General features: G+C 33.3%; 22 protein-coding genes. 10 read left to right on the plus strand and 12 right to left on the minus strand.

What is annotated here, in order from left to right:
- Positions 1–14 precede the first annotated feature (14 nt).
- The 5 genes from AC4FQ3_RS00775 (at position 15) to AC4FQ3_RS00795 (ending at position 7,566) form a co-directional block, all read left to right on the plus strand.
- Positions 15–3,587, plus strand: coding sequence for a response regulator (locus AC4FQ3_RS00775; RefSeq protein WP_491180490.1), 3,573 nt, complete (start codon positions 15–17; stop codon positions 3,585–3,587).
- A gap of 20 nt (positions 3,588–3,607) precedes the next feature.
- On the plus strand, positions 3,608–3,973 hold the full coding sequence (locus tag AC4FQ3_RS00780; protein ID WP_491180491.1) for a response regulator: 366 nt from the start codon (positions 3,608–3,610) through the stop codon (positions 3,971–3,973).
- 7 nt (positions 3,974–3,980) lie between these two features.
- Complete coding sequence (locus tag AC4FQ3_RS00785; protein ID WP_042564459.1) at positions 3,981–4,790, plus strand: CheR family methyltransferase; 810 nt, start codon at positions 3,981–3,983, stop codon at positions 4,788–4,790.
- Positions 4,772–5,356: a chemotaxis protein CheB gene (locus AC4FQ3_RS00790; protein WP_463461408.1), complete on the plus strand. Its 585-nt coding sequence runs from the start codon at positions 4,772–4,774 to the stop codon at positions 5,354–5,356. Before AC4FQ3_RS00785 ends, AC4FQ3_RS00790 begins: the two co-directional genes overlap by 19 nt.
- Before the next feature lie 263 nt (positions 5,357–5,619).
- Positions 5,620–7,566, plus strand: a complete 1,947-nt coding sequence (locus tag AC4FQ3_RS00795; RefSeq protein ID WP_491180492.1) for a metallophosphoesterase — start codon at positions 5,620–5,622, stop codon at positions 7,564–7,566.
- Between the two features lie 605 nt (positions 7,567–8,171).
- On the opposite strand, the gene AC4FQ3_RS00800 is transcribed toward AC4FQ3_RS00795, so the two are convergent.
- Complete coding sequence (locus AC4FQ3_RS00800) at positions 8,172–9,233, minus strand: phosphatidylinositol-specific phospholipase C1-like protein (protein ID WP_491180493.1); 1,062 nt, start codon at positions 9,231–9,233, stop codon at positions 8,172–8,174.
- Positions 9,234–9,497: 264 nt separating this feature from the next.
- On the opposite strand from AC4FQ3_RS00800, the gene AC4FQ3_RS00805 reads away from it, so the two are divergent.
- The 4 genes from AC4FQ3_RS00805 to AC4FQ3_RS00820 all read left to right on the plus strand — a co-directional run bounded on the left by AC4FQ3_RS00805 (position 9,498) and on the right by AC4FQ3_RS00820 (position 16,163).
- Complete coding sequence (locus AC4FQ3_RS00805) at positions 9,498–10,022, plus strand: RNA polymerase sigma-70 factor (protein ID WP_491180494.1); 525 nt, start codon at positions 9,498–9,500, stop codon at positions 10,020–10,022.
- Between the two features lie 83 nt (positions 10,023–10,105).
- The gene (locus tag AC4FQ3_RS00810; RefSeq protein WP_491180495.1) at positions 10,106–11,029 is read left to right on the plus strand and encodes a FecR family protein; all 924 of its coding nucleotides are present in this window, start codon (positions 10,106–10,108) and stop codon (positions 11,027–11,029) included.
- Positions 11,030–11,102: 73 nt separating this feature from the next.
- On the plus strand, positions 11,103–14,384 hold the full coding sequence (locus AC4FQ3_RS00815; RefSeq protein ID WP_491180496.1) for a SusC/RagA family TonB-linked outer membrane protein: 3,282 nt from the start codon (positions 11,103–11,105) through the stop codon (positions 14,382–14,384).
- Between the two features lie 6 nt (positions 14,385–14,390).
- Positions 14,391–16,163 (plus strand): RagB/SusD family nutrient uptake outer membrane protein, encoded by a 1,773-nt coding sequence (locus AC4FQ3_RS00820; RefSeq protein ID WP_491180497.1) that lies wholly within the window; start codon positions 14,391–14,393, stop codon positions 16,161–16,163.
- 344 nt (positions 16,164–16,507) lie between these two features.
- Here the strand turns inward: AC4FQ3_RS00820 and AC4FQ3_RS00825 are convergent, their stop codons facing one another.
- From AC4FQ3_RS00825 to AC4FQ3_RS00875, 11 genes are all read right to left on the minus strand, one after another.
- Positions 16,508–17,266 (minus strand): porin family protein, encoded by a 759-nt coding sequence (locus AC4FQ3_RS00825; RefSeq protein WP_491180498.1) that lies wholly within the window; start codon positions 17,264–17,266, stop codon positions 16,508–16,510.
- Positions 17,267–17,278: 12 nt separating this feature from the next.
- A complete protein-coding gene (locus AC4FQ3_RS00830) occupies positions 17,279–18,400 on the minus strand; it encodes a hypothetical protein (RefSeq protein ID WP_491180499.1) in 1,122 nt (373 codons plus the stop codon).
- A 323-nt stretch (positions 18,401–18,723) separates the two neighbouring features.
- Positions 18,724–18,933 carry a hypothetical protein gene (locus AC4FQ3_RS00835; RefSeq protein WP_042564469.1) on the minus strand — a complete coding sequence of 70 codons (210 nt, stop codon included), beginning with the start codon at positions 18,931–18,933 and terminating at the stop codon, positions 18,724–18,726.
- A 25-nt stretch (positions 18,934–18,958) separates the two neighbouring features.
- Positions 18,959–19,363: a hypothetical protein gene (locus tag AC4FQ3_RS00840; protein WP_491180500.1), complete on the minus strand. Its 405-nt coding sequence runs from the start codon at positions 19,361–19,363 to the stop codon at positions 18,959–18,961.
- 68 nt (positions 19,364–19,431) lie between these two features.
- Positions 19,432–19,641, minus strand: a complete 210-nt coding sequence (locus tag AC4FQ3_RS00845) for a TM2 domain-containing protein (RefSeq protein WP_491180501.1) — start codon at positions 19,639–19,641, stop codon at positions 19,432–19,434.
- A 3-nt stretch (positions 19,642–19,644) separates the two neighbouring features.
- Positions 19,645–20,247, minus strand: a complete 603-nt coding sequence (locus tag AC4FQ3_RS00850; protein WP_491180502.1) for a PH domain-containing protein — start codon at positions 20,245–20,247, stop codon at positions 19,645–19,647.
- A 249-nt stretch (positions 20,248–20,496) separates the two neighbouring features.
- Complete coding sequence (locus tag AC4FQ3_RS00855; protein WP_491180503.1) at positions 20,497–20,838, minus strand: hypothetical protein; 342 nt, start codon at positions 20,836–20,838, stop codon at positions 20,497–20,499.
- A 30-nt stretch (positions 20,839–20,868) separates the two neighbouring features.
- Positions 20,869–21,423 (minus strand): hypothetical protein, encoded by a 555-nt coding sequence (locus tag AC4FQ3_RS00860; protein WP_491180504.1) that lies wholly within the window; start codon positions 21,421–21,423, stop codon positions 20,869–20,871.
- A 126-nt stretch (positions 21,424–21,549) separates the two neighbouring features.
- A complete protein-coding gene (locus AC4FQ3_RS00865) occupies positions 21,550–22,218 on the minus strand; it encodes a response regulator transcription factor (protein WP_302095694.1) in 669 nt (222 codons plus the stop codon).
- 7 nt (positions 22,219–22,225) lie between these two features.
- Entirely contained in the window at positions 22,226–23,692 is a 1,467-nt protein-coding gene (locus tag AC4FQ3_RS00870; protein WP_491180505.1) for a tetratricopeptide repeat-containing sensor histidine kinase, read from the minus strand.
- 295 nt (positions 23,693–23,987) lie between these two features.
- The gene (locus AC4FQ3_RS00875; RefSeq protein WP_491180506.1) at positions 23,988–24,176 is read right to left on the minus strand and encodes a hypothetical protein; all 189 of its coding nucleotides are present in this window, start codon (positions 24,174–24,176) and stop codon (positions 23,988–23,990) included.
- Positions 24,177–24,514: 338 nt separating this feature from the next.
- Here AC4FQ3_RS00875 and AC4FQ3_RS00880 point away from each other — a divergent pair, with 338 nt between their 5' ends.
- A complete protein-coding gene (locus tag AC4FQ3_RS00880) occupies positions 24,515–25,441 on the plus strand; it encodes a hypothetical protein (RefSeq protein WP_491180507.1) in 927 nt (308 codons plus the stop codon).
- The last annotated feature ends 131 nt before the right edge of the window (positions 25,442–25,572 follow it).

Consider the following 25,572-nt stretch of genomic DNA (forward strand, 5'->3'; position numbering starts at 1 on the left):
TCGGATTACAACCTATGAAAAACAACTTTAAAAGAAATTTACTAATCAGCTCCCTGGTTTCATTACTTGTATTAATGATCAGTTCTACGGCATCGTTTATTAGTATAAAAAACTTATTGAAAAGTAATTTTTGGGTCAACCATACCCAGGATGTTATTTACAACTTAAACCAGGGGTCTTCGTCGCTTACAGATGCCCAAACTAGTATGCGAGGCTATCTGATAACCGGAGACGAACAATTTGTAAACAGATATAATGCATATGAAGCAGAATCAAATGGTTATTTTGATAAGTTAGATGAACTTACAACTGATAATCCGTCACAGCAAAAAGCTTTATTGCAATTAAAAACCCTTCGATCTAATTTCTTTAAATACTTAAATAATCAAATTGTAAAAAAACGATTAGGGAAAAACAATACTACATTCGACTTAAACGAAGGAAGAGCCATGATGGACGAACTTCGTACTTATTTTAAACGAATTGAGCTGAGCGAGCAAGCCCTTTTAAAAGAGCGCAACCAAACTTCAGAACGTTATGGAACGTATAGTACCATTTTAATTATTGTGGCTTTTATTATCGCATTTTTGATTTCGATCGTGTTTTTAATCAGAATTTTAAAAGACTACAACGAACGTTCTGAGCTTCAGAGAGAATTAGAACAAAAAGATATAGAAACTGCTCAAAGGATTGAAGCAATCAGTTCTATAGCATTAAATATTTCAAATGGTAATTATGATATTCGTGTAGACGATACCAAAGCAGATGCACTGGGAAGTGTTGGAGAATCACTTAATAGCATGAGCAGTGCGCTAAAACAATCTTTTAGTTTATTATCAGAAAAAGAGTGGATACAAAGTGGTGTTGCAGGTCTTAATAATGTCATGTTAGGCGATAAATCGTTGAAAGAACTCGCAAAAGATGTTATCGAATATTTGTGTCATTATACAAACAGCAGTGCCGGCGTTTTTTATGTTATAGAAGGTGATGAACTTGCTTTTACAGCAGGATATAGTTATATCCCGACAAAAAGCAGAGAAACAATTCAAAGAGGGGATGGTCTGCTAGGTCAGGCAATTATTTCGGGCGAACTTTTAGAATTAAAAACTATTTCTTCAGATTTTATTCATATAAATTATGCTTTGGGCGAAATAAAACCAACGCATATTGTGGCAGTTCCGTTGATTGATAACAGGGTAGAAGGAGCATTGGAACTGGCGAGTATTTATGGTTTTTCTGAATTGCATTTAGAATTCCTTAGAACCATAGCAAATAATATTGGTATTTCCATCAAATCAACGCAAAACCGTAAACGTGTTATGGAGTTGTTAGAAGAAACCCAATCACAATCAGAAGAATTACGTGTTCAGCATAGTGAATTAGAAGCAATTAACGCCGAATTAGAAGCACAAACAGAAAAACTGCAGGCATCTGAAGAAGAACTTCGTGTGCAACAGGAAGAACTGGAGCAAACCAACGAGGAACTTTCAGAAAGAAGTGTTTTATTGGAAGAAAGAAACAACGAAATTCAAAAGAAATCAGAAGCATTGGAGCTTACAACTCGTTATAAATCAGAGTTTTTGGCAAATATGTCGCACGAATTAAGAACACCTTTAAATTCTATTTTACTTTTAAGCCGATTATTATCTGAAAATAATGGCAAAGGCATGAATAGTGAAGAAATTGAATTTGCAAAAGTGATTCAGAGTTCAGGGAACAGCTTACTTGGTTTAATTGATGAAATTTTGGATTTATCTAAAATCGAAGCCGGAAAAATGGAGCTTGAATTTTTAGATGTTTCTACTAAAGAAATTACAGATACACTTTCCAGTTTATTTTCTCAGGTTGCCAAAGAGAAAGGAATCAAATTCGAAATTATGTCTAAAGATGCTCCAATTGTCATTAAAACAGACAAAATGAGATTAGAGCAAATCCTGAAAAACTTAATTTCAAATGCTATTAAATTTACAGATAAAGGTTCTGTAAGTGTCGAAATAAAAATAAACGATGACGATGATAAAGTAATCTGTTTCATTGTAAAAGATACAGGAATCGGAATTCCGTTAGAAAAGCAACCGTTAATTTTTGAAGCTTTCCAACAAGCAGACGGTTCTACAAAACGTAAATATGGAGGAACAGGCCTAGGATTATCCATTAGTAGAGAATTGGCAAAATTACTTAGAGGAGAAATTATTCTGCATAGTAAAGAAGGCGAAGGAAGCTCGTTTACTTTATGTTTACCCGTTTACGGAACAATCAGCAAAAAAGTAATTGTTGATAAAGCGCCGCCGCCAATGGAAATTTCTACAGTTGAAACTGAAGAATTGAAAAAGATAAAAAATAAATATTTGTCTGCCGTAATTCCTGATGAAATTGAAGATGACAGAGATATAATTACCGAAGAAGATAAAGTTATTTTGATTGTAGAAGATGACATCAATTTTGCACAATCACTTTTGGCATTTAGCAGAAAAAATGGATATAAAGTTGTAGTTGCAGTTCGCGGGGATTACGCTCTAAATTTTGCCTTAATGTATAAACCGGTAGGTATTTTATTGGATATCGAATTGCCAATAAAAAGTGGTTGGGAAGTTTTGGAAGAATTAAAAAACAACATTCAAACCAAACACATTCCCGTACATATCATGTCATCGCACAAACTAAAACAGGAAAGTTTGCTTAAAGGGGCTGTTGATTTTCTTGACAAACCAGTTGCTTTTGATAGAATTCCGGAGGTTTTCATGCGTATCGAACATATTATTACCAAAGAATCCCAAAAGGTTTTAATTATCGAAGACAACCCTAAACATGCCAAGGCATTAGCTTATTTCTTAGAAAGTTATAATATTAATTCTGAGATAAAAAGTGAAGTTTCTGAAGGTTTAAAAGCATTGAATAAAACAGAAGTTGATTGTGTGATTCTCGATATGGGAATTCCGGATAAACAAGCTTATCAAATTTTAGATGGCGTTAAAAAAAGCCCGGGATTAGAAAATCTTCCCGTAATTGTGTTTACAGGAAAAAGCCTTTCGCTTAAAGAAGAAGTAAAAATTAAAAAATATGCTGATTCTATTATCGTAAAAACAGCACATTCTTACCAAAGAATGCTCGATGAGGTTTCGTTGTTTTTACATTTAGTAGAAGAAAATAAAGGGCAAAACGGCAAAAAAGAAAGCTACAAAAAACTAAATTTACTAAACAATATTTTACATGATAAAAAAGTATTGATTGTAGATGACGATGTTCGTAATATTTATTCATTAACAAAAGCGCTCGAAGTCTTTAAAATGAATGTAATTACTGCATTTGACGGTAATGACGCAATAAAGGTATTAGAAGAAAATCCCGATACTGATATTGTTTTGCTGGACATGATGATGCCAAATATGGACGGTTATGAGACTGCCGAAAAAATCAGAACAATTCCTAAATTCCTGAACTTGCCATTAATCGCCGTAACAGCAAAAGCAATGACAGGCGACAGAGAAAAGTGCATTAAGGCAGGAGCATCAGATTATATTACAAAACCTGTAGATATAGATCAGTTATTGTCGCTATTGCGTGTGTGGTTATACGATAAAATTTAATGCATAATTGCTAAAGAGATATGGAGAAAAAACGACTCTTGATTATTGATGACGATTCAAGAAATATATTTGCTTTGGTAAACGTTTTGCGTGCCAAATCATTCGATTGTTTGTCTAGTTTAAGTGCCGAAGAGGCAATACGGTTATTAAAAACAGACGAACACATCGATGCTATTTTAATCGACATGATGATGCCCGAAATGGATGGTTATGAGGCAATTCCGATTATAAAAAGTATTCCGTCACGAAAAAATACATTAGTTGTTGCCGTTACAGCCCAGGCTATGACAGGTGACAAAGAAAAATGCCTTGAAGCAGGCGCAGATGATTATGTTTCAAAGCCTATAGACGTAGATAAATTGATGCACGTTTTAAATAAAATTTAAAATTGTTATGATAGAAGACATTGAGTTAGAAACCCTTATAAATGATATTTACGAATATTACGGTTTTGACTTTGGAAGTTATTCTAGAGCATCATTAAAAAGGCGCGTTAATAGAATTTACCATTTAGATGGATTCAGGAATTTTTATGAGTTTCTATCAAAAGTTAGAAACGATTCTGATTATTATAAAAGATTAATCGACGAAATTACAGTAAACGTTACAGAAATGTTTCGGGATCCGACTTTTTATAGAATTGTCAGAACCGAAATATTGCCCTTGCTTGCCACAAAACCATTCATACGTTTGTGGCATGCAGGATGTTCCACCGGCGAAGAAGTGTATTCGATGGCCATAATGCTAAAAGAAGCAGGACTTTTGCATAAATCATTAATATATGCCACAGATATTAATTCGAAAGTATTGGAAACAGCCAAAAAAGGTATTTTTCCTTTACGAATGATGAAAGAATATTCAGAAAACTACAGAGATTCTGGCGGGCAGGAAGATTTTTCAAGCTATTATATCGCCAATTACGGCATTGCAAAATTCAATGATGAACTGGCCCAAAAAATGGTTTTTTCGCAGCATAATCTAGTTTCAGATAATTCATTCAACGAATTTGATTTTATTTTATGCCGCAACGTTTTAATCTATTTTGATAATGATTTACAAAAAAGAGTCATCAATTTATTTGATTCAAGTTTAGCAGTTTTGGGTTTTTTGGCACTCGGAACCAAAGAAACCATAAAATATTCGATATCTACAACTAAATACAAGCAGTTAGAGAAAGAGAAAATATGGAGGAAAGTAAAATAATATCGAACAAAAGAGTAATTATTATAGGAGGATCGGCGGGAAGTTTGAATGCAATATTACAAATTTTACCCGATTTGCCCGTATTTAAATCTTTTGCGCTCGTAATTGTCCTGCATCGAAGAGGAACAGATGATTTGACCCTCGAAGAATTAATAACACTTAAAGCCCAGACCGAGGTAAAACTGATTGAAGACAAAGTGCAATTAATGCATGGATTTATTTATGTTGCACCATCAAACTATCATTTATTATTTGAAAAAGATGATTTTTTTGCCCTCGATACTTCAGAAAAAGTAAATTACAGCCGACCAAGCATTGATGTTTCCTTCGAATCTGCCGCAGAAGTTTATGGTTCTAACCTAATCGGAATTTTACTTTCAGGCTCCAATACAGACGGTACTGAAGGATTAAAAGCGATTCAAAATGCAGGCGGTATCGTGGTAATTCAGGATCCGAAATCGGCAGAAATGCCTTATATGCCTTCTAATGCCATTTTAAATACTACTCCGGATTATATTTTAAGCACCGAAGAAATATTAAAATTTATAATTTCTATTGATAAATAATTATGTTTTTTAATATTCAATCCTGCAAGGTTTTCGAAACCTTGTAGGTATTACTATATTCAATCCTGCAAAATTTCACAACCTTTTATGTATTACTATATCAAACCTACAAGGTTTCAAAAACCTTGCAGGACGCTAACCGTCGTTTTAAACATTATCATTTCCATAACAATACCATAAACCAGCTCTCGGTTATAATCCATAAAATTGCAAGTGAAAGTAATCCCAAAACTTTCTATTTTCCAATTTGCAAAAAGTAACCTATGATTTCCAAAATATCTTCCCTTTCTAAAAATTCAACTCTGTTTCTACTATTTATCATTTGTAATTGTACGGTTTCAGCACAAAAACAAACCAAACTCGATGGTGTTCAGATTGCTTTTTTATCAGATGTGCATTTGCAGGATTTATTCGGAAAATTTTCAGATAATGATTATCGGGGTGTTTTAAATCCAAAAACAGGAAAATATACTTTATTGAGAACCATGGCATCTCAATTGCATTCGACCCGAATATTCAACGAAAACTATTTTGCTTTTATAGCAGCTCTTGATGATATCGCTAAGCGAAAGATAAAATACGTCGCGCTTCCCGGTGATTATACTGATGATGGTCAGCCTATTCACGTGCGTGGGTTAGAAGCGATTCTAAATCAATACAGAAAAAAATACGGCATTGAATTTTTCATTACAACCGGAAATCACGATCCTGTTGGACCATTTGCTCAGGAATCAGGCAAAGAAGATTTTTTGGGAAAAGAAGGTAAAAGCCAGCCCATTTATAGCAAAGAAGGCCTGTATAAGCCAAATTTAACTATTGAACAGCCTGTTGTAATAACAGCCGATATTGCTAAAATGGGTTATTTGGGAATTACAGAAGGCTTGAAAAATTTTGGTTTTTATCCTAATGAAAAATACAAATTTTGGGCAACACCTTTTTCAACTTATACCGCTGAAAATTATAGTTTCGAAAAAGCATCAGAAGCTGCAAAATTATCAAACAGAGTTTATGAAGTAGCACCAGGCTACGAGGTTCCGGACGTAAGTTATGTTGTTGAACCTGTTGACGGACTTTGGCTTATGGCGATAGACGGCAATGTTTATATTCCCAAGAAAAATGCTACGGCAGACGCAAAAGATTCTAAAAATTACTCAGAAGCCAGCACCGGATATAATAATGTGCTTTCGAATAAAAAACATTTAATAAAATGGGTCGAAGATATTTCGGCCCAAGCCAAAAAGCAAGGTAAAACCTTAATTGCTTTTAGTCATTTTCCGATGATTGATTTTAATGATGACGCTTCTGCAGAAATAAAAGAACTGCTTGGACCAAACAAATGGCAATTGAACAGAGTTCCGGTTGAAGAAGTGGCGCAAACTTTTGCAGATGCAGGTTTAAAAATTCATTTTGGCGGACACATGCACATTAACGACACCGGAATTCGCACCACAGCAAAAGGCAATACATTGGTCAATATTCAAACGCCATCTTTGGCGGCGTATATTCCCGCTTATAAATTACTGACAATTCAAAAAGATAATTTGGTAGATATTCAAACGATTACGATTGATAAAGTGAAAGGTTATAACGAACTTTTTGATCTGTATAAAATGGAATATCAGTTTTTAGAATCGCAGCATACCAAAGACATTTGGAACAAAGCCATTTTAGAAACCAAAACCTATCATGATTTTACCGATTTTCATTTGAAAGAATTAGTTCGTCTTCGTTTTTTATCAGATGATTGGCCTTCTGCTTTCAAAGATTTTTTTCTGCATATTTCTGCTTCAGAGTTATTGGTTTTAGCTAATATTCAATCCGATAAAGATTTTGATTTTATTCTGAAAAACAAAGAAAGTGCCGCAAAAGAATGGGCAGAAGCAGAACAAAAAACAAACAAGATATTAGCCGAAAACAATATCAAAAAACAAGATTTAAACTGGACGGGTTATGATTTTCTGGTCGATTTTTATCGTTTTAGAAGCGCTGATGAACTGGCTCTGACCGATGTTGGCGAAAAAAGAGCCAAACAATACAAAGTTCTGTCACAAATGTTTTTCGAAAATCATAAAGATGATAATTCTAAAGAAAAACCTCTTCAAAATCAACTTCGATTATTTTTAATCATCTTCAACAAATTCATGCATGAAGTTCCTGCCGATCATTTTAGTGTTGATTTGAAAACAGGCGCTGTTAAGAGTTTGAAGTAAGTTTTTATTGGGGCGTGGATTTTACCGCAAAGAGCGTAAAGAATTTACGCAAAGTGCGCTAAGTTTTTCTTTTTAGTAAAGTTTTTTAAAGTCCGCAAAGCTTTGTTTTATTTATGTAGACAAAAGTTTATACGCAAGCTCATTGCTAGGAACGAAGCAACCTCAAATAAAAATGTGAAAAAAATAGCCACGAATTCACGAATTTTTTCTATTTGATTGTGATAATAATTCGTGAATTCGTGGCTAAAACGTTTGATAATTTAACCGAAGGGTGCAAAGATTTTTTGCTTTAGCTTGTGGTTAGAAAACGCAAAGTTCGCAAAGTTATCTGCAACAAGATTTGCGAATTTTTTGCGAATATAGCCTGCGGTTTCAACCGCAGGGACGTCCAGATATTTATTTTACGATATACGTTGGAATCCCGCGGTTGAAACCGCGGGCTATATTTGAAAACTAGATTTATAATTATAATCTTTTTTAAAACGCAAAGTTCGCAAAGCTTTATAGACAAAGCTTTGCGAACTTTTTAAGCTTGCAAACAGACAGCTAATAAAAAGCTTAGCGCTCTTTGCGGTAAAAATCATTCCAACATAAAAACCTTAAACTTATTTAACTCCGTTGATCGGATCAACTCTCACATAAGTTCCATCATCGTATTTTATCTGATAAGGAGAATCGAAAAACGTACTTGGCAAATAATAATCAGTTGTTATTATTTGTGCTCCAGATTTTTTAGCCGCTTCAAAATGGGAATAATCATTTTTGCGTGCTTCTTTAGTATCAGAATCTGCGCGGGTTCTGATGATATATCCTTTTTTAACTAAATCAGCAATTGTAGGATCTTCAGCGTTATTGCGGAACAAAGTTGCAGCTTCCGGTTTACCGGGTTCGGCATTAATAAAAACGGCGCGTCCTTTTAATGATGGATGATTCAAAGCGTATAAATCTCTTTTGGCTCCGTTGTTATCCAAAATAAACAAGAATTTCCCTTTTGCTTTTTTAAGCGTTGGCCAGTTGTTATTTAAAACCGCTTCTTCAAGCGTTTTGTATTTTCCGCGCACCATATCCGGCGTTATCAATTTATTTCCTAAACCTTTGCGAAGTTCTTTATCCAATGCGTCGAACAATTCGGGTGTAAATTTCTCTGCTTTTGTACCTAAAAAACTGTCGTCATCTTTGGGTTCCAGCGTAATAAAAACCGGAACGTGATCAGGATTTGCATCAGACCATTTTTTTAATTCTGCAAGGCAATTTTGAAGTGTGTAACAAGAAGTTCTAAAATCAATATCTATCATATGAAAAACTTTAAAACCCGGTTTTTTCATTTCTCCGTTTGGGTCATAAGCTTCCTGAGATTTTGCAATGTCTAAACCTTTTGGGTGCGCATATTTTCCGCCCTTTGGATCGCCCTGAACATCGATTTCAAGATTTCGCAATCCTTTATTTAATTGATCTGTAAGGCTAATGTGTGTGTATTGTAAGCCTTTTAGAGAACGCGAAGTGTCTTTTGCCTGAATTGTATTGTATAAATCGGTTTCAATGGCATGTCTGTAACTATTGTGAGAACCAATAACCTGTAATTGGTTAATTTTTAGCGTGTCATTTTGTGCCTGAGCAGCGTTAGAAATCGCTCCGGCAAGAAATAATGTAAACAAAATTTGTTTCATGATTTTTAAAGTGTAAAATTATTAATACTGAGGACGCAGCAAAAGAAAATTACCTTTTTTGGATGACACTAATTTAAAAATACTATTTGATTTATGTGTTAGTTAAAGAAAAAGAAATCGCAAATCAATTATCATTTCTATTTCAAAATCGTAGTATTAATAAAACAAACGTATTGATTTCTTAATTGAAAGATAATCTTCAGGAAAAAAACAATGGTATAACATTTTATTATTTTACATCAACAAATGCCACCCAGATAACCTATGAAGAATCCTGAAATTTTTGAAGAAACGTATACGCTGTACTGGAAAAAGCTGACGGCTTTTTCGTATACGATGACTCAGGATAACGACTTGGCACAGAATATTGTTCAGGATGTTTTTGTCGATTTATGGGAAAGAAAAAATGATATCGAAATCAATGCTATTGAACCTTATTTGTTCAGGGCCGTAAAAAATCAGGTTTTTAAACATTATCAAAATAATAGGTTCGACAAGACAATTCTTGAAGATAAATTTGAAGATTATGTAATTGATCATTTTGCGACGATCGATCCTGAATTGATGGATTTGCTTTACTCTTTATTAGATAAACTTCCTGAAAAAAGAAAAGAAGTTTTGTTAATGTATAAAATGCAGGATATGACGATTGATCAAATTGCCGATGAACTTGGAATATCGAAACAAACGGTAAAAAATCAAATTTCTTCAGGATTAAAACAATTGCGAGAAGGACTGAAAGACCTTGCCTGGCTTGCTCCATTCATTATTTTACATCAAAAGCTTTAAGATAACTTTCTGTTAATGGTTTCATAATATTTCCGGATAGTACGATTTTATGTTTCCGGTACTTATAGGTAATAATAAGTATTATGATAAAAAGATTAAAACACAGTTTAGAATATCTTGTTGATAAAAGTTCTCGAAATAAAACATCAAAAGCAGAAGAAAATTTGCTGAATGATTTTGCTTTAAGCGAATATCAAAATTCAAAATGGGATGATAATGTAATGGGAAATTCTACTGAAGTTTCTCAAAATATATATGAAGGAATTCAACTTCGAACAATAAAGAAGAAAAACTTCAATTCATATTTAAAATATATGGCCGCTGCCAGTATTCTTTTTCTTGCCGGTTTGGGATTTTTCTTCAAACCTGACTTTTCAATCGAAAAGCAATTAACATTTAAAACATCAGACATCCCCAAGTCTATCCAATTAAGTGATGGCTCGAAAATTTATCTGGCAGCAAATTCATTATTTCAGTATCCCGAAAAATTTAGCGGAAGCGAAAGAAAAGTTTCTTTACTAAAAGGAAATGCATTTTTTGAAGTAGCCAAAGATAAAAAACATCCTTTTATTATTGCATCCGGCGAAATTAAAACCAGGGTTGTAGGGACTTCTTTTCACATTCAAATGTCAAAATCAAAATGCGAAGTCATTGTCGTAACCGGAAAAGTAAATGTTACTTCAAATGGTCAAAGTGTTGACCTGGTTCCCAATCAGGAAGCCTTGTTTGAAGATAAAAAACTGACTAAACTACTGGCAGACAAATCATTTTTGGTCAATTGGTATGCGAGTGATGTAACGCTAAATCAAACTACACTTAAACAGGTAATTACCATTTTACAATATAAATACGGAGTTTCATTTCAATACGATAATGAACTTGTATTAGCAACGCCATTAACGGTGTTCATAAAGAAGGACGCAACATTAGAAAATGTTTTAGAGCAAATCAATTATATCACAAACCTAAAATTTAAAGTTTATGGCGAAATAGTAAAAGTGAACTAAAATCAAAAAAAAAGCAGTTGCTGAGAACAACTGCGATTAATAATTAAGTATCGAAAAACCAATAACTTAAATCATGTATTTTAAACGAATCAATTTAAATCTTCTAAAGGGAATTTTCTTTTTAATTCTGGCGTTACTGTGCGTTCAAAGCGGTTACAGTACAACTGTTCTTAAAAAATCAAAAATAGAAAATAAAATAGAAAAAGCAACTTTAGTATCTATTTTTTCAAAACTGAGTAAAAAAACGGACTATAAATTTAGTTACGGACAAGCAATTATTGCAGATAACACAACTTATACGGTAAATTATAGCAACGAATCTGTTGATGTAATTTTAAGTGATCTTTCTAAAAAAGCTAATTTCAATTATAATATTAATGGAAAATTAGTTTTGATTCAGAAAACAACTGTTGTGGCAAAAACAACATCTGAAGCAGAAAAAATTAAAATTAAAGGGAAAATTATTGACGAAAACGGAGTGCCTATGCCGGGTGTAACGGTTTTGGAAACTGCTACAAAAAATGCTACTGTTTCTAATTTTGATGGTGAATTTGAACTTTCTGTTACAGAAGGAAAAACGATCGAAGTTTCGTATTTAGGATATAAAACCAAAACAGTTGGCGTTCAAAAGAATTTCATGACAATTCAGTTGGAGCCAAATACATCAGAGTTAAGCGAAGTTTTGGTTGTAGGTTATGGAAAACAATCTAAAAAAGATGTTACGGGGGCTGTAACTCAGCTTGAAGCAGCAAATTTTAAACAAGGAGTTAACGTTTCTGTAGATAATTTAATTCAGGGAAAAGTTGCCGGTGTTCGTGTTGTTAATACAAGCGGTGAGCCGGGAGCTGGCGTAAATGTTACCATTCGTGGAGTTGGTTCTATCAGAAGCGGAAGTACACCTTTGTTTGTTGTAGATGGTATGCCGTTGTCTAATGATGACGTAAGCCCAACGGGAAGCAATGTTGGTTTTGGAGCTTCATCTGCAAAAAATCCATTAAACTTTTTGAATACAAGTGATATCGAATCGATTACGGTTTTAAAAGATGCTTCTGCAGCTGCTATTTACGGTGCAAGAGGATCTAATGGAGTTGTTTTGGTTACGACAAAAAAAGGATCAAAAGGGGAGGGAACATTAACTTTTGATTCTTATATGGGAGTTTCAAAAGTAGCTCACAAACTAGACGTTTTAAGCGCAGAGGAGTACAGAGGCGCTATTAAAGATCCGGCTTTTGATCATGGTGGAAACACAGACTGGCAGGATGTAATTTACAGAAGTGCCGTTACTACAAACAACGCTTTGTCTTTTGCAAAACAAACAGAATCAGGAAATTATTATGCATCTGTTGCACAAATGGATCAGGAAGGAATTATTCGCAACAGTAATTTCAAACGTCTTTCGGGTAGAATTAATGCGGCTGAATCATTTTTAGACAACAAACGTTTAAAAATAAAAGTGAATCTTACAGCGAGTGAAACTAAAGATGATGGAGTTCCTACAAGTGATGACGGTGGTTCTAACGGACAATTAATTGTACACACTTTGATGGCAAACCCAACAAGATCTGTTTTTGATGCTAATGGAAAATACACCAACTTCAACATGAACGCGCATTATAATCCTGCTTATTTATTGAGTATTTATGAGGATCAAACGCGTACGTTGAGAGTTTTAGGAAATTTTGAAGCTTCTTTTAGAATCATCGACGGATTAGAATATAAATTAAACGTGGGTGTAGATCGTTCCAGCGCTGAACGTAATACGACGATTTATCCAAACTTAACCGATTTGAATCCAAAAGGGAAATATGTTCAGAATAATTTAGATTCTAAAAACTCTTTGGTTGAGCATTATTTGACGTATAATTTATTGTTGGACAAACATAAATTTGAGGTTTTGGGCGGATTCTCGTATCAAAAATTTGAAAAATCAGGAACAAGTTTCAGTATCGACGGAATCTCTGCTCAGGGAGTTGGTATAAAACCATCTATTAATCCTGGTTTTGCAGGAACACAGTCAGGAACTACAGGTTATGCCCAAGAAAATGAATTACAGTCTTATTTTGGAAGATTGAATTATACTTTTAACGATAAATATCTTTTAACAGCTTCAATGAGAGCAGATGGTTCTACTCGTTTTGGTGATAATAACAAATATGGATACTTTCCTTCATTTGCTTTGGGATGGAATATTTCTAAAGAAAGTTTCATGGAAAATGTTACAGCTATAAACAATTTAAAATTGAGAGCGAGCTGGGGACAAACAGGAAATCAGGAAGTTCAAAACAAATTGACTAAGGCAAGTTATTCATTATCTGGACCTGACGGATATTATTTGTATGATGATTTGAATTTGGTAAACGGAGTTTCTGTAACAAGAACTGCAAATCCTGATTTAAAATGGGAAGTGGTTACACAAGCCAATATAGGTGTAGATTTTAGTTTATGGAGTGATAAATTGTACGGAACTGTAGATTATTTTAACAAAACAACTACAGATGCAATTTTAAACGTTCCGTCAAGCCCTTTAAAACCAACAACAACAGTTTGGACAAACATTGACGGAAAAATCGTTAATACAGGTTTGGAAATTATGTTGGGTTCAAAATTAGTTAATACTAAAAATTTTACCTGGAATGTTGATGTAAACGGAGCAACATTAAGAAACAAAATTGAAGATTTACCGGTTTCAGAAATCTTAACAGGAACTATTTCAGGGCCTGGGCAATCTGGAGTAAATGCCAATATTTACAAAAGCGGTTACGCAGCCGGTTCTTTCTATTTGTTAGAGCATACCGGATTTGATGATAAAGGTGGAAATATTTTTAAAGATCAAAACGGGGACGGTAAAATTGATAACAGTGACAGAATTATTATAGAAGGGGCGCTGCCAACTTTTTATTACGGACTTAATAGTGATATGACGTATAAAAACTTTAGTTTCTCATTCTCAATCATTGGTCAAACAGGAGGTTATTTATTGAATAACACAGGATTGAATGCCTTAAATATCAACAACCTGGCTTCGGACAGAAACGTTGCTACAGGATATTATGAGTCTGGCGCAAACGCAACAAATGCACCAATTTTATCAACACTTTTCTTAGAGAAATCAGATTTTATCAGATTAAATACAGCGCGTTTAGGATACAATTTTGATTTAAAAAACGTAAGCTGGTTAAACGGATTAACGCTTTATGTAACAGGGTCGAACTTAATAACAATTACGAATTATACAGGTTACGATCCGTTAATCAACAGTCCGAAATCGAACGGTGGAAACCAATCTATTGGTATTGATTACGCTGCTTATCCAACGTCCAGAACTTTCAGTTTTGGAGCAACTTTAAAATTATAATTTATCATGAAGACAAAGACATTTTTTAGCATAAAAATTTTAACAATATTCTCTTTTATTTTTCTCTTAAATAGTTGCACAGATCTTGATGAAGCTGTATTGGATGAAAAATTAGGAACCGACGCTACAGATCCTGCAGGTTCGCTTGCCGCAGCTTATGACAGACTTGGAGACGGAACTTTTACAGATCATGGAGCTGTTTTTGCCATGCAGGAATACACGACGGATGAAGCTATTTTACCAACTCGCGGAAGTGACTGGGGAGATGGTGGAAAATGGAGAGACATGCATGAATTTACATGGAGTTCCAGTAATGCAATCATTGTAGGTAACTGGGATTTACTGACAAACGGAATTACACGTTCTTTGACTGCAATTAAGTCGGCAGAAGAAAATACTTTTCCGGAAAAGGCATTGTTTTTGGCCGAAGCAAAAGCACTTTTAGCATATTATACATACACAACTTTAGACCTTTACGGACAAGCGCCTTTTAGAGATCCGTTGAATGTAGATGCACCTTTGCAAATTTTAAAAGCAGATACTCAGATAGACAAATTAATTACTGATGTTGAAGCTTTAATCCCTGATTTGGCCGACATTGGTACACAAAGAACACACCACGGAAGGTTTACCAAACAAGCTGCTTATGCTTTTTTAGCTAATATGTATTTGAACCGTGCGGTATTTAAAGATCGTTACAATGCAGGATCAGCTTTTAATTTTAATGAAGCGGCGGTAACAGGCAGTACAGGAACAGATATGGACCGTGTTATTTATTACACTTCTTTATTAATCGATTCAGGAAAATTTAGTTTAGAAAGTGATTTCTTCAAAAACTTTGCAAGAGATAACGAGAATGGAAAAGAACTTATTTTTGCGATTTCCCAAAAAATAGATTACATCCGTAATGGTTCAAATAGTTTTGCTTATGTATGTATGGAGCGTAACCAGAGAACATCTGCTGCAAACAGAGGAACAAATGCGGCTTGTACAACTCCTGAATTTTATGCAAGTTGGGATGGAAATCATGATGATCCAAGATTTGAGCAACACTATCAATATGCTGATGGTACGTGGTTTATGAATGATGGTACAGATGTAAGTGTTCCTGCAACAGACATTGTACCTAAAAGCAGCCCGGCTTTGCCTTGGTTCCATTTTAACAGAGGAATTCAGGCCGGACTTCAATATGGACCTGTATTATTAGCTTCAGGATCTTTAGAAATGGTTGGTAACCGTATTAAAGTTTCTCCTTTGGTTATGGAAAAAAGTACGACAACAAGAATGAATTTTACGCCATCATTGACATTTGCAGATCCTACTAAATCTGTTTTTGCCCAAAACGAAATCAATCAGGGAGCCCGTGTTTTTAAATACGAATTTGATCCTGAAGGAGGAAACGGTAACAGTAATGTTGATATTCCGTTATTTCGTTTAGGCGGAGCTTATGCAATGAGAGCTGAGGCTTATTTTAGAAAAGGAAGTGTAGGTCCGGCAATGGACGATTTGAACAAATTGCGTACCAGCAGAAAAAGAGAATCCCTATACGGAAATGCTCCCGGAAAAACACTTACGGCTTTAGACTCAGAGCAATTGTATAAAGAATTAGGTTTCGAATTATATTGGGAATTACAAAGAAGACCGGAAAGCATCCGTTTTGGCAAATTTGATTTGGCGGGAACTGCAAAAGCTGCTTCTCAACCTTTTAGAAGAGTATTTCCAATTCCGCAAACTGTTATAGACCAGAAAGTGTTTAAACAAAATCAAGGTTATAATTAAGTTTTTGTGTTAGTTTATTTTTTTAGTAAAAAGCCTGCTCGTGATTTGAGCAGGTTTTTTCTTTTTATATAAACGTTTTTTTAAACTTCTGTTCGGCAGCTTTGTCAAAGTTTTAAACTTTGACAAAGCTTTTTGCTTAAAGTAACCAGTACAGTAACCACAATCTTGTCATCCTGACGGAGGAAGGATCACGCTCGAAACTCGACAAAGATTGGAGCTTACTTATTGTATTGTCAGGCTGAACGTCCCGAAGCTTCGGGAGAAGCCCACGTTCCAATTGGAGCGCCCTTCGACTTCGCTCAGGGTGACACACGATAAGAATACATTAAAAACTACATTAAAACTTATTTTTTCTCTTCAGGCAAAATAACTTTATACATTTCAGCTTCTTCTTTTGCTCTTTTTTGAGCAGCTTTACCTTTTCCAATAGGTATTCCGGCGGTTACATACAGCGATCGATTGTATTGGTTTGGTCCGTCGCCTTTCATTACAGGAACTAATCCGTAATAATACTGAACCGTAATGTTTAAGCCATTCCCAACATTCATATAATAACCTGCGCCAAGAGCAATTCCGGCATCAATAACATGTATTTTATCTCTGATATTGTTTTTGTAAACAACATCTTCCTTATTATATTCCTGATGAAATTTATCAAAGGCTTTTGCCAAAAGTCCTAATTGCGGACCTGTTTTCAGGTAAATATTATTTTTGAATTGGTATTTGATCAAAATAGGAACATTAAAATACCGAATTTCCCTATCGACTTTTCCTCCCGCAAATGTATTATCCAGATTAGGATCGTCTAAAGAATAAACAGGCAATCCGTGCGCACCCATTGGCGATTTTACAATAACTCCGGTATTAATCATCCATGCCGGATTTTTTTTAGACCGAATATCAAAATAAAAACCAAGATTAAAACCCACTTCCGTTCCTGAAGTTTCCATATTAGAAATCGTCGAAAAATTAAGACCGCCATCCAAACCAAATTCTAAAAAAGGTGAGTTGAGTTTATCTCCAAAAATCAGGGAAATTAATACCTGCGATCGTGCCGAAGTCATACAAAAGAAAACGATGAGTAATAATAAACCTTTTTTCATAAGAAGAATAGATTAAAGTCCAAAACGATATTGAAGACCACCTAAAACCTGAGTACGGCTACCTAAAAAACCACATTCTACTCTTAACATAATATGCTTATTGTATTGAAATTGAGATCCAACAATAAAATTCCACATATCTTTTGGTCTTTTCTGAAGGGAATATTGAACAGATGAATTATCTATTGTACTTATAGCGCCATCCAATGAAGTTAAAATGTTTCCTGCAGATTCCAGCGCGCGGTTTGCAGTATTATGTTTGGCAATATTTGTCGGATTCTTTTGCTGAGTAGGGGTTAACGTATCCCACCAATTATCGACTTTAGTTTGATTTTCATCAACTTTTGCAAAACCGTTATCTACTTTTTCCTGAAGACCATTTACGTCAAAAATATCCGAGAAAGGAATATTTCCTTGTGTGTCACCGGAAATATGAACTCTAAAACCGCCAACCCAAACAGCAATATTTCTGTCTGGTTTAGGTAGTTTAAAAGTTTTACCCAATCGTGGTCCAAAAACATAAGAAAAAGCAGGTTTGTCTAACGCGCTCACGTCGCTCCAGGACATATTCATATCAAGTGCCAGCCAACCGCCGCCAATACCAATTGTGGGAGTTAACCCAAATCCGAAAGTAGTGATGTCAAAATTTGCTTTTGTATTAAAACTGGCTATTTGCGACCAGTTATTATCGGCGTCAGGAACCCAGATTCCGGCATTAATTTTTGTTGTTGATGTACCTTTACCAAAAATCCCATAAATATTTAAAAAAGGAAGCAGCCAGATATCAGGCCTAATCGTAAGGGCTCCGGCTTCTACAGTAGATTTATCAAATCGTACAATTTCATCTAAGTTATATTGAGGACCATTATTAAAACCAACTTCCAGACCATTGATTACAATCTCAGAATCCTGCCAGAAATAATTAACCGAAAGTCCGGCAGAGTAGGGTAGTTTGTAACCTTTTTGAGCTACTTTTTCACCCCAAATAGGTAAGGCATATGGGTATTCTTCTACTTTAAGGCTGTCTTTAAGCTGTTGATTTTTTTGTCCAACAATTTTTTCGGTGTAAACCTGACCGAAAACATGGATACTACAAAATAATAAAGAGGCGAATATTAGTTTATTGTATTTCATTGACTTAGTGTTATAACGTTAATTAATAGAACTGCGTAAAATAAATAGGTACTAATGTAATCTTGGAAATCTTGTTATTTCAAATGAAATAATTGGGTTTAATTTTTAGGATGTTTCTGAATTCTGTAGCCAGTATTATATGTTAATTATTGTTAAAGTTAAATAAATTTTCTTTTAAATTGTAATATTTTTCTAATAAAATAAATTTTAATGGTTAGGTAAAATGTTAATTTATAGGTGTATATGTAGTTCTTACAAATAAAAAGGACAAAAGAAAAATTTCCTTTTGTCCTGAATAATAATTTTAAAAATCTGTAGTTAAATCAATCTTCCCATCCGCAAAGTGTTAAACCATAACCTTGCGCCTGAGATTCAGATACCTTTGTTAATTCATGCCTGCAGGCCGTTAAGCCACGACAATGTTCTTTATAATGGTATTTTTTTGCACCCGTTGGCCCACAGATATATACCTTAGTCTCAACAGGCCGAAAAGAACTCAGAACTATAAAAAGTAGGATTGTACTATATTTCATTTTAGCAGGTTTGGGAGTTAGGCAATTATTCAACTTTTAAGTAATATTCATTTCCATTTTTGTCAGTAGCTTTAAGTTTTCCGTAATCAATCCATTCCGTGTTAATTTCGATATCATTAACCGTATCAAACATTAAAATTCCAGCACCGTATTTACCTTCAACATTAATATTTCCGTAAACAGAATCACCTTTGGTATTCACGCCTTTTACATCATAATTATACTCGTAATGACCGGAGTTTCCGGTTCTGTATTCGTATTGATATTCTGTGTCTACGTGATATGTTTTTGCTTCCTGCGGCGTAATCACTTTTCTGTCATCAGGTGTGATTACTTCTTTGTAAAACGATTTTATTTCAGGTGGTGGAAGTTCTCTTTTGCAACTTAAAAAGGAGAGAACAAAAGCAAATAATGTAATTTTAGATTTCACAGGCATTTTTTGATAAATGTAATTAGAAGGAATGTTTTGGGATAGCGTAGTTTTACGGGAAAATACAATTAAAATCCATTATTATATTTGACATTAAATGCATGATCAGACATAAATATTAGCCCGAAAAATTGAAAAAATGCGAGTATTGCAGGAATTAAAGTCCAGCAAAATAAAATATAAAATATACCTTGAATTGATTGCCCCAGATAGAATTTATGAATTCCAAATCCTCCGAAAAAAAATGCCAAAATAGCGGCTGTTGTTTTACTTTTCATAATTTACATTTTAGATAATATTTCTGTTTTTTTTGTGTCAAATTCTGTTTGTGAAATAATTTCACTATCCAGTAATTTTTTTAATTTTTGCAAAGTTTCTAACGGATCTTCTTTTTGTTCAACGTTTTGAGGTATTGGAGTACCAGCGTTAACAATAATTCCTCCCCCGGCAATTGCTCTCTTATTTTCAAGATCGTGTTCACGTCTGTAAACAATCATTTCTTCTTCTTTTTGTTGGGCAAATTGATACAGTTTTCTAGCCTGTGCTTTAGGTAAATAATCGAGCATATTCATATTTCCTTTGATTGTTTTCATAGAGAAAGTAGCACCTATTATACCTTCTTTCATATGACAATCTAAAATGTCTTTCCAGGAGTAATCCTGAAAATCCATTGATAAACCTAAATTTTTAGGTCTGCAGAAGATGATTCTTTTGTTAGTTAAAGCGATACAATCAGGAGATAAGTTTATTGCCGGCTTTTTTTGTACAGCAATATATTCTACTTGTTCTCCTGAAGTTAATAATCCATTAACTTTTACCAATAGCTTTTCAACAGCTTTTGGATCTTGTTCTTCATTTAAGAATTTTTTCAAATCGTTTATCATAGTATTTAGTTTTGTTTAATTTAATAAATTAGATCTGCTCGCGCGGGACGCTTGCGTTAGCATATTAATTTTCATTGCTTTTTAGTTTAAATTAATTATTCAAATGTATATCCAATAAAAGCCAGTATTTTACGGAAAACCATAATCAAGATATTTTTTGAAGGAAGTTTTTAAATACAAAAAAGAGAACGTCTAATTCCTCTTTTAAAAATTAAAATTCAAAAATGCTAGATTCTTTTTATTTAGAATTTAATTTCTACAATCGATCATAATAGTGCCTGCTTGGCAAATGTAGACACTATTAACTCTAGGATCACCTTGGTAGTGATCCTCAAGATCTTTCTTTAAATCTTCATATTCTTTGGCATTTACAACCTTTTGTATCTTTACATTTATCAATCGACCAATTGGAGAAATAGTATATAATCCATCGTTAGTCGTTTTAGAATGTTCATCATTACCAAAAATCCCATAACTTTCATATTCTGTTTGAAGAGAATGAACAAACGAATCTGTTTCCTTAAATAGTTCGTTTTTATCTGAGCAGCCGAATATTGTAACTGCAATAAAAAAAAGAATAATTTTTTTCATAATTTATTTTGTTTTATAGTTTGTAAAAAATTACCATTTTAAATCTATTGTGTTGAATTCGAGTATTTGATTTCCATCATGATAAATAGGTAATGAAATGAGTACCTTTTTAGATTTTTTCAATTTTGATAAAAATTTTGCTTCATTATTAATAAAAATGAAATTACTACTTCCGTCTTGGGGTTCACTATAGCTAAATTTTATTGCCTTTTCATCGTCAAAACGAACTGTAATGTAATTGTTGTCGTAGCCCCCACTTATTTGTCCTTTTTCAATACCTAAATATATATTTAGACCACCATTCTTATTTCTTAATGTAAGTTCCCCATAATTAGCTCCTTCATACGGAAATTCTAAATCCAAACTTTCGTTAGATTTTATCTGTGCGTATTTGATTGATTTTGATGTCATTTTATCAATCGATTGTCGATATTCCCAATTGTTACTTATTATTGGTGAAATTGAATCACTAGCTACAGCAACTGTATCTACTGAAACTTCTGTAACTGATTCTGTATTTCTTTGACAAGAAAGTAGTATTAGAATACTAAATAATGTGATAATTTGTAAAATAGGTTTCTTCATTTTTTTTAATAAATTGATTTATAAGCCAAACTTAAACCTATTTAAAACCAGTATTTTACGGAAAACCATAATCCAAAAAAAAAGCTCCCGAAGGAGCTTAAAAGTTAATAATGAGAATTATAGATTTTAAATAATCCCCATATCCTTAGTTATGGAAACCAAGTGAACTGTATTTGCAGCCTTAAAAAAATCCTTTAGTTTTGAGATTCTTTTTTCGATGGTGCTTTTGCTGTTTGGTTTTATGCCTAATTCCTGAAAAGTATTGGTAATATCATCCTGCATAATTCCCAGAGATAAATGTTTCAGAATCTTGATATCCAAATCATCAATTTCGTAATTGCTTTTTTCCTGCAAAGCAAAAGCAACTTCCTGAGAAATAAAGGTTTCGTTTGAAGTATACAGTAAATTGATCGCCTTTTTTAGATCTTCAATACTGTTTAGGCCTTTTAGAACAAAAGCATCAACTCCCGCATTATCAAAAAGCGATTTGATACGATAACTTTTATCTTCTACCGAATAGACTATAATTTTAATATTAGGCTGTAATTCGCGCACTTTTTGTACCAATTCATCGCCATTAGCAATTTTTAGTTCGCGATGGTCTGTTTTGAATGAAAGGTCACTGATTAATAAATCAAAAGGTTCGTTATCCTGGATTGCTTTTCGCACTTTCAGTAAAGCTTCATCACAGTATTTTGAATGCTGAAAATTTTCAATATTTAAATCTTTTAAGACTTGTTGAATTCCTAAATTCATTGCATCAAGATCTTCGGCAATTATTACTTTTTTAAACATAGGGCTTTTATTTTGGCAGTTTTATATTAACTCTAAAACCTTTATCAGGTTCAGTGTCAAAAGTAATAGTTCCTTTTATGGCCAGAATACGGTTTTCCATATTTTGTAGACCATTTTTTACAATTTTATTTTTTTCGGCACCTTTTCCGCGATCAACATAATTTATAAATACATATTTTTGATCGCTGTCAAAAGTTAAAGCAACCAACGGCGCGTGGCTATGTTTTTTCATGTTTACCATCAATTCCTGAAGAACCCTGTAAATGGTTACCTTTTTTATTTCGTCAATTTCGTTCCAAATTACTTTTTCGATGTTGTTAATAATCACGTTTGTAGATTTGCTGTTATAGGTAGAAAGCATTTCTTTCAAATTATCAGAATAATTTACTCCGGTTTCAATATCATTGTTTTCTCTCGAAATTCCGCGAACGCGCGTATAAATATGATCCAGTTTTTGAATCAAAGTTTCTTTTGTGTTTTCTACAGACAAGGATTGTGTTTGTGTAAAAGTTATGGCGTTAAAAACATCATTTGCCAATTCATCATGAATATTTTTTGCAATTCTGGTTTCGGTATCATAAGCGGTTTTTATTCGTATAATTCTGTTTTTATTTTTGTAATAACGTACCAGAACGATAATTACAATTCCCAGAAAAATAAAGCCAATAAAACCCACTATTTTTTGATATTTTGCTTCCTGAAGCGCCAGTAAATTCTCTGCCTTTTCTAATTTCAGTTTTTGGTTTTCGTCTTTTTCCTTTTTAGAATCGTATTTAATTTTGGCAAATTTGTTTTTAAAATTGTTGCGAATTTTGGTAATACTGTCATTTAAGGAGATGTATTTTTGAGCATATTGAGTGCCCGAACCATTTGAAATTAAAAGTGACAACGCTTTTAAACGTTCATCGATACTATGAAATTTTGTTGCGATTTGATAAGCATTCTGAGCGTTTTGATTTGATTTTTTAACATCGGTTTTTGCGTAAAATTCGGCTAAATGAAGATAGCTTTCAATACTTCCATAAAAATCGTCAGACTGATTTCGCAATTTTAGACCTTCATTCATAAATTGCAGTCCTTTATCCGTATTTCCATTTTTAAAATAGGCGAAACCCAGATTATCCAAAACTCGCGATTTACTTCTAATAATCGACGGATCTTTATCATTTAAAACCTTTTTATTTAAAATAGATTCTAAAATAGAAATTGCTTTATCAATCTTGTTTTGTTTGATGTAAACAACAGCAATATTATTTAAAGGAGATTGTTTTGATACAGAGTCGGTTGCATCTTTAAGAGCCTGCTTGTAATAAAATACTGCGTCATCATAAATAGAAAGCTCTTTATCTGCAATTCCGAAAAAATTATTGATTGCGGCATTATAATTATTATCACTTTTTGTGTAAGGTAAGGCCTCTGTTAATGTTTCTTTACTTCCATAATAATCTCCGTTTATTTGCTGTATTTGCGCCATTTGAATAAGATTAAAAGTAATATTAGCACTATCTTTTAAAGATTCGAATAGTATTTTTGATTTATTAAAATAATAAAAAGAGCTATTAAAATTTTTGTTTTCATAGAGATTTATGGCTTTTTCTCGAAGAAAAATGGCTTCACTTTTGTGAGTATTTGGTTGAACAGATATGGTTGTTTGTTCTTTGCAGGCAACAAAAAGAAGAAAAATAAATAAACAAAAAATCGGGGACCGTAGCATAAGAGTTACTTTCCCCGAAATTAAGCAATAATTAAATATTGTAAAGAATATTCTGTTATTTTTTTGGTGGTTTAACAGTAATTGGATCATCCCCAGGTCCATCAGGCGGTGCATCTGCTTGTACAGCAACAGGATCCTTTTTTATCTCCGTTTTTGTTTCTGCAGTTTCGAATTCATCAGCTGTGCAGGAAAATAAAGTTGTGCTCAAAAGAGCGAATGCGCTTAATATAATTGATTTTTTCATGATATTAAATTTTTAAGAATTAAGCATAGGTATGGCTGTCCGGAATCGTTCCGAATCTTGTTTAGGCACAATACCTATGCGTGTTTTTGGTGGGAAGTGAAGTGAGTAGAACTATAAAATTTTATTTATACTTCCCGGGATAAACTCCGCTTTACGGTTTTCCTCACTTTTAATAGAACTAGTTTTGTATTTTTGTTTTATTCGATATCGAACAAGAACTAATTCTGAAGCAAAGGAACAACGCTTATGAGCCTGTGTCGATACGGAATTCCTGAAAGTCTTACCTTTACTGAAAATCCCGGAAAATCCTTGAAAAATCCTAAAAATCCTTATGGCCTATGCAAAAAAATACTCAAATAGAAATTGAAAATGCCTATAAAGAAGCTGTTAGAAATAAATATATAAGTGAAAAAATTGAGGGACAACATTCAGATTATTTAATTAATCCTTCACAAGCTAGTTTAAGAGATTTATGTTGGGAGATTTTTAGTTCAAGTCCCACGATCGATGATATAAGTGTATACCGTAATTTTTTTAAAGCTGAATTTAATTCTAAAGAAGAGGACGTATCTATTACATATACTAATAAATTTAAAAAAGTGGGCGCTTTTTTTAGAGGAGATAAAGTACCTGCTAAAATGAATACAGTAAATTTTGCTGCAATTTTGGTAGATTTTGAAGATCGTCCATTTAGTAAATTTAAAAAAGCAGTAGAAAGAAAAGACTCTTCTGAGATTAAACAAATGGATGATGAAGGTGTACAAGAATTAGAGGAAAAGAATTCGCCAAGTAAAAACGATGAGAAAGATTCAACTAAGAAAGAAACACCTCCAAAAGAAACACCTACAAGTAAATTGAATCTTTTTAGACTTTTTAAAAGATCAAAAAGAACATTAATAGGAACTGCTGTGATTTTTGGATTGATAGCATCAACAATCTGTTTATTAGCCTTCAAAAAAGGTTGCATGCAATGGTCTGATAATCATTATGAATTGGTATACTGTGATAAACCAATGGAAGGAAATTTAAATGAGGTAATTTTAAGAGACGATAATCTTTTAAATTTCAAAAAGTTAATAGTTTGTGATACTACAACTTGTTTTAAACCAGATGGAGAAGCAATTGTATGGTATGCAAAAACAGGAGACAAAGCAGATTTTTTTAATTCAAATGGAAACGGAAGACATCCTGAAACAAAAAGATCATTAAGACCTATTACAGAATATATCAAAGGAAAATATAAAGGCGATTGCGCATCAAAATAACATTGTGTCCTAAACCGGACAGGTTTTTAAAACCTGTCCGGTTTATCGAAAAGAATAAAAAAAGCGGATATACCAATTAAGTATATCCGCTTTTATATTAAAAAATTCGAGAAAATTAGTGAAATTCGTTG

This window comes from Flavobacterium sp. AK-345, from assembly GCF_058310175.1.

Bases quoted from the DNA above. Each gene is read 5' to 3' on its own strand.
- AC4FQ3_RS00775 (WP_491180490.1), top strand. From the start codon at position 15: ATGAAAAACAACTTTAAAAGAAATTTACTAATCAGCTCCCTGGTTTCA.
- AC4FQ3_RS00780 (WP_491180491.1), top strand. From the start codon at position 3,608: ATGGAGAAAAAACGACTCTTGATTATTGATGACGATTCAAGAAATATA.
- AC4FQ3_RS00785 (WP_042564459.1), top strand. From the start codon at position 3,981: ATGATAGAAGACATTGAGTTAGAAACCCTTATAAATGATATTTACGAA.
- AC4FQ3_RS00790 (WP_463461408.1), top strand. From the start codon at position 4,772: ATGGAGGAAAGTAAAATAATATCGAACAAAAGAGTAATTATTATAGGA.
- AC4FQ3_RS00795 (WP_491180492.1), top strand. From the start codon at position 5,620: ATGATTTCCAAAATATCTTCCCTTTCTAAAAATTCAACTCTGTTTCTA.
- AC4FQ3_RS00800 (WP_491180493.1), bottom strand. From the start codon at position 9,233: ATGAAACAAATTTTGTTTACATTATTTCTTGCCGGAGCGATTTCTAAC.
- AC4FQ3_RS00805 (WP_491180494.1), top strand. From the start codon at position 9,498: ATGAAGAATCCTGAAATTTTTGAAGAAACGTATACGCTGTACTGGAAA.
- AC4FQ3_RS00810 (WP_491180495.1), top strand. From the start codon at position 10,106: ATGATAAAAAGATTAAAACACAGTTTAGAATATCTTGTTGATAAAAGT.
- AC4FQ3_RS00815 (WP_491180496.1), top strand. From the start codon at position 11,103: ATGTATTTTAAACGAATCAATTTAAATCTTCTAAAGGGAATTTTCTTT.
- AC4FQ3_RS00820 (WP_491180497.1), top strand. From the start codon at position 14,391: ATGAAGACAAAGACATTTTTTAGCATAAAAATTTTAACAATATTCTCT.
- AC4FQ3_RS00825 (WP_491180498.1), bottom strand. From the start codon at position 17,266: ATGAAAAAAGGTTTATTATTACTCATCGTTTTCTTTTGTATGACTTCG.
- AC4FQ3_RS00830 (WP_491180499.1), bottom strand. From the start codon at position 18,400: ATGAAATACAATAAACTAATATTCGCCTCTTTATTATTTTGTAGTATC.
- AC4FQ3_RS00835 (WP_042564469.1), bottom strand. From the start codon at position 18,933: ATGAAATATAGTACAATCCTACTTTTTATAGTTCTGAGTTCTTTTCGG.
- AC4FQ3_RS00845 (WP_491180501.1), bottom strand. From the start codon at position 19,641: ATGAAAAGTAAAACAACAGCCGCTATTTTGGCATTTTTTTTCGGAGGA.
- AC4FQ3_RS00850 (WP_491180502.1), bottom strand. From the start codon at position 20,247: ATGATAAACGATTTGAAAAAATTCTTAAATGAAGAACAAGATCCAAAA.
- AC4FQ3_RS00855 (WP_491180503.1), bottom strand. From the start codon at position 20,838: ATGAAAAAAATTATTCTTTTTTTTATTGCAGTTACAATATTCGGCTGC.
- AC4FQ3_RS00860 (WP_491180504.1), bottom strand. From the start codon at position 21,423: ATGAAGAAACCTATTTTACAAATTATCACATTATTTAGTATTCTAATA.
- AC4FQ3_RS00865 (WP_302095694.1), bottom strand. From the start codon at position 22,218: ATGTTTAAAAAAGTAATAATTGCCGAAGATCTTGATGCAATGAATTTA.
- AC4FQ3_RS00870 (WP_491180505.1), bottom strand. From the start codon at position 23,692: ATGGCGCAAATACAGCAAATAAACGGAGATTATTATGGAAGTAAAGAA.
- AC4FQ3_RS00875 (WP_491180506.1), bottom strand. From the start codon at position 24,176: ATGAAAAAATCAATTATATTAAGCGCATTCGCTCTTTTGAGCACAACT.
- AC4FQ3_RS00880 (WP_491180507.1), top strand. From the start codon at position 24,515: ATGCAAAAAAATACTCAAATAGAAATTGAAAATGCCTATAAAGAAGCT.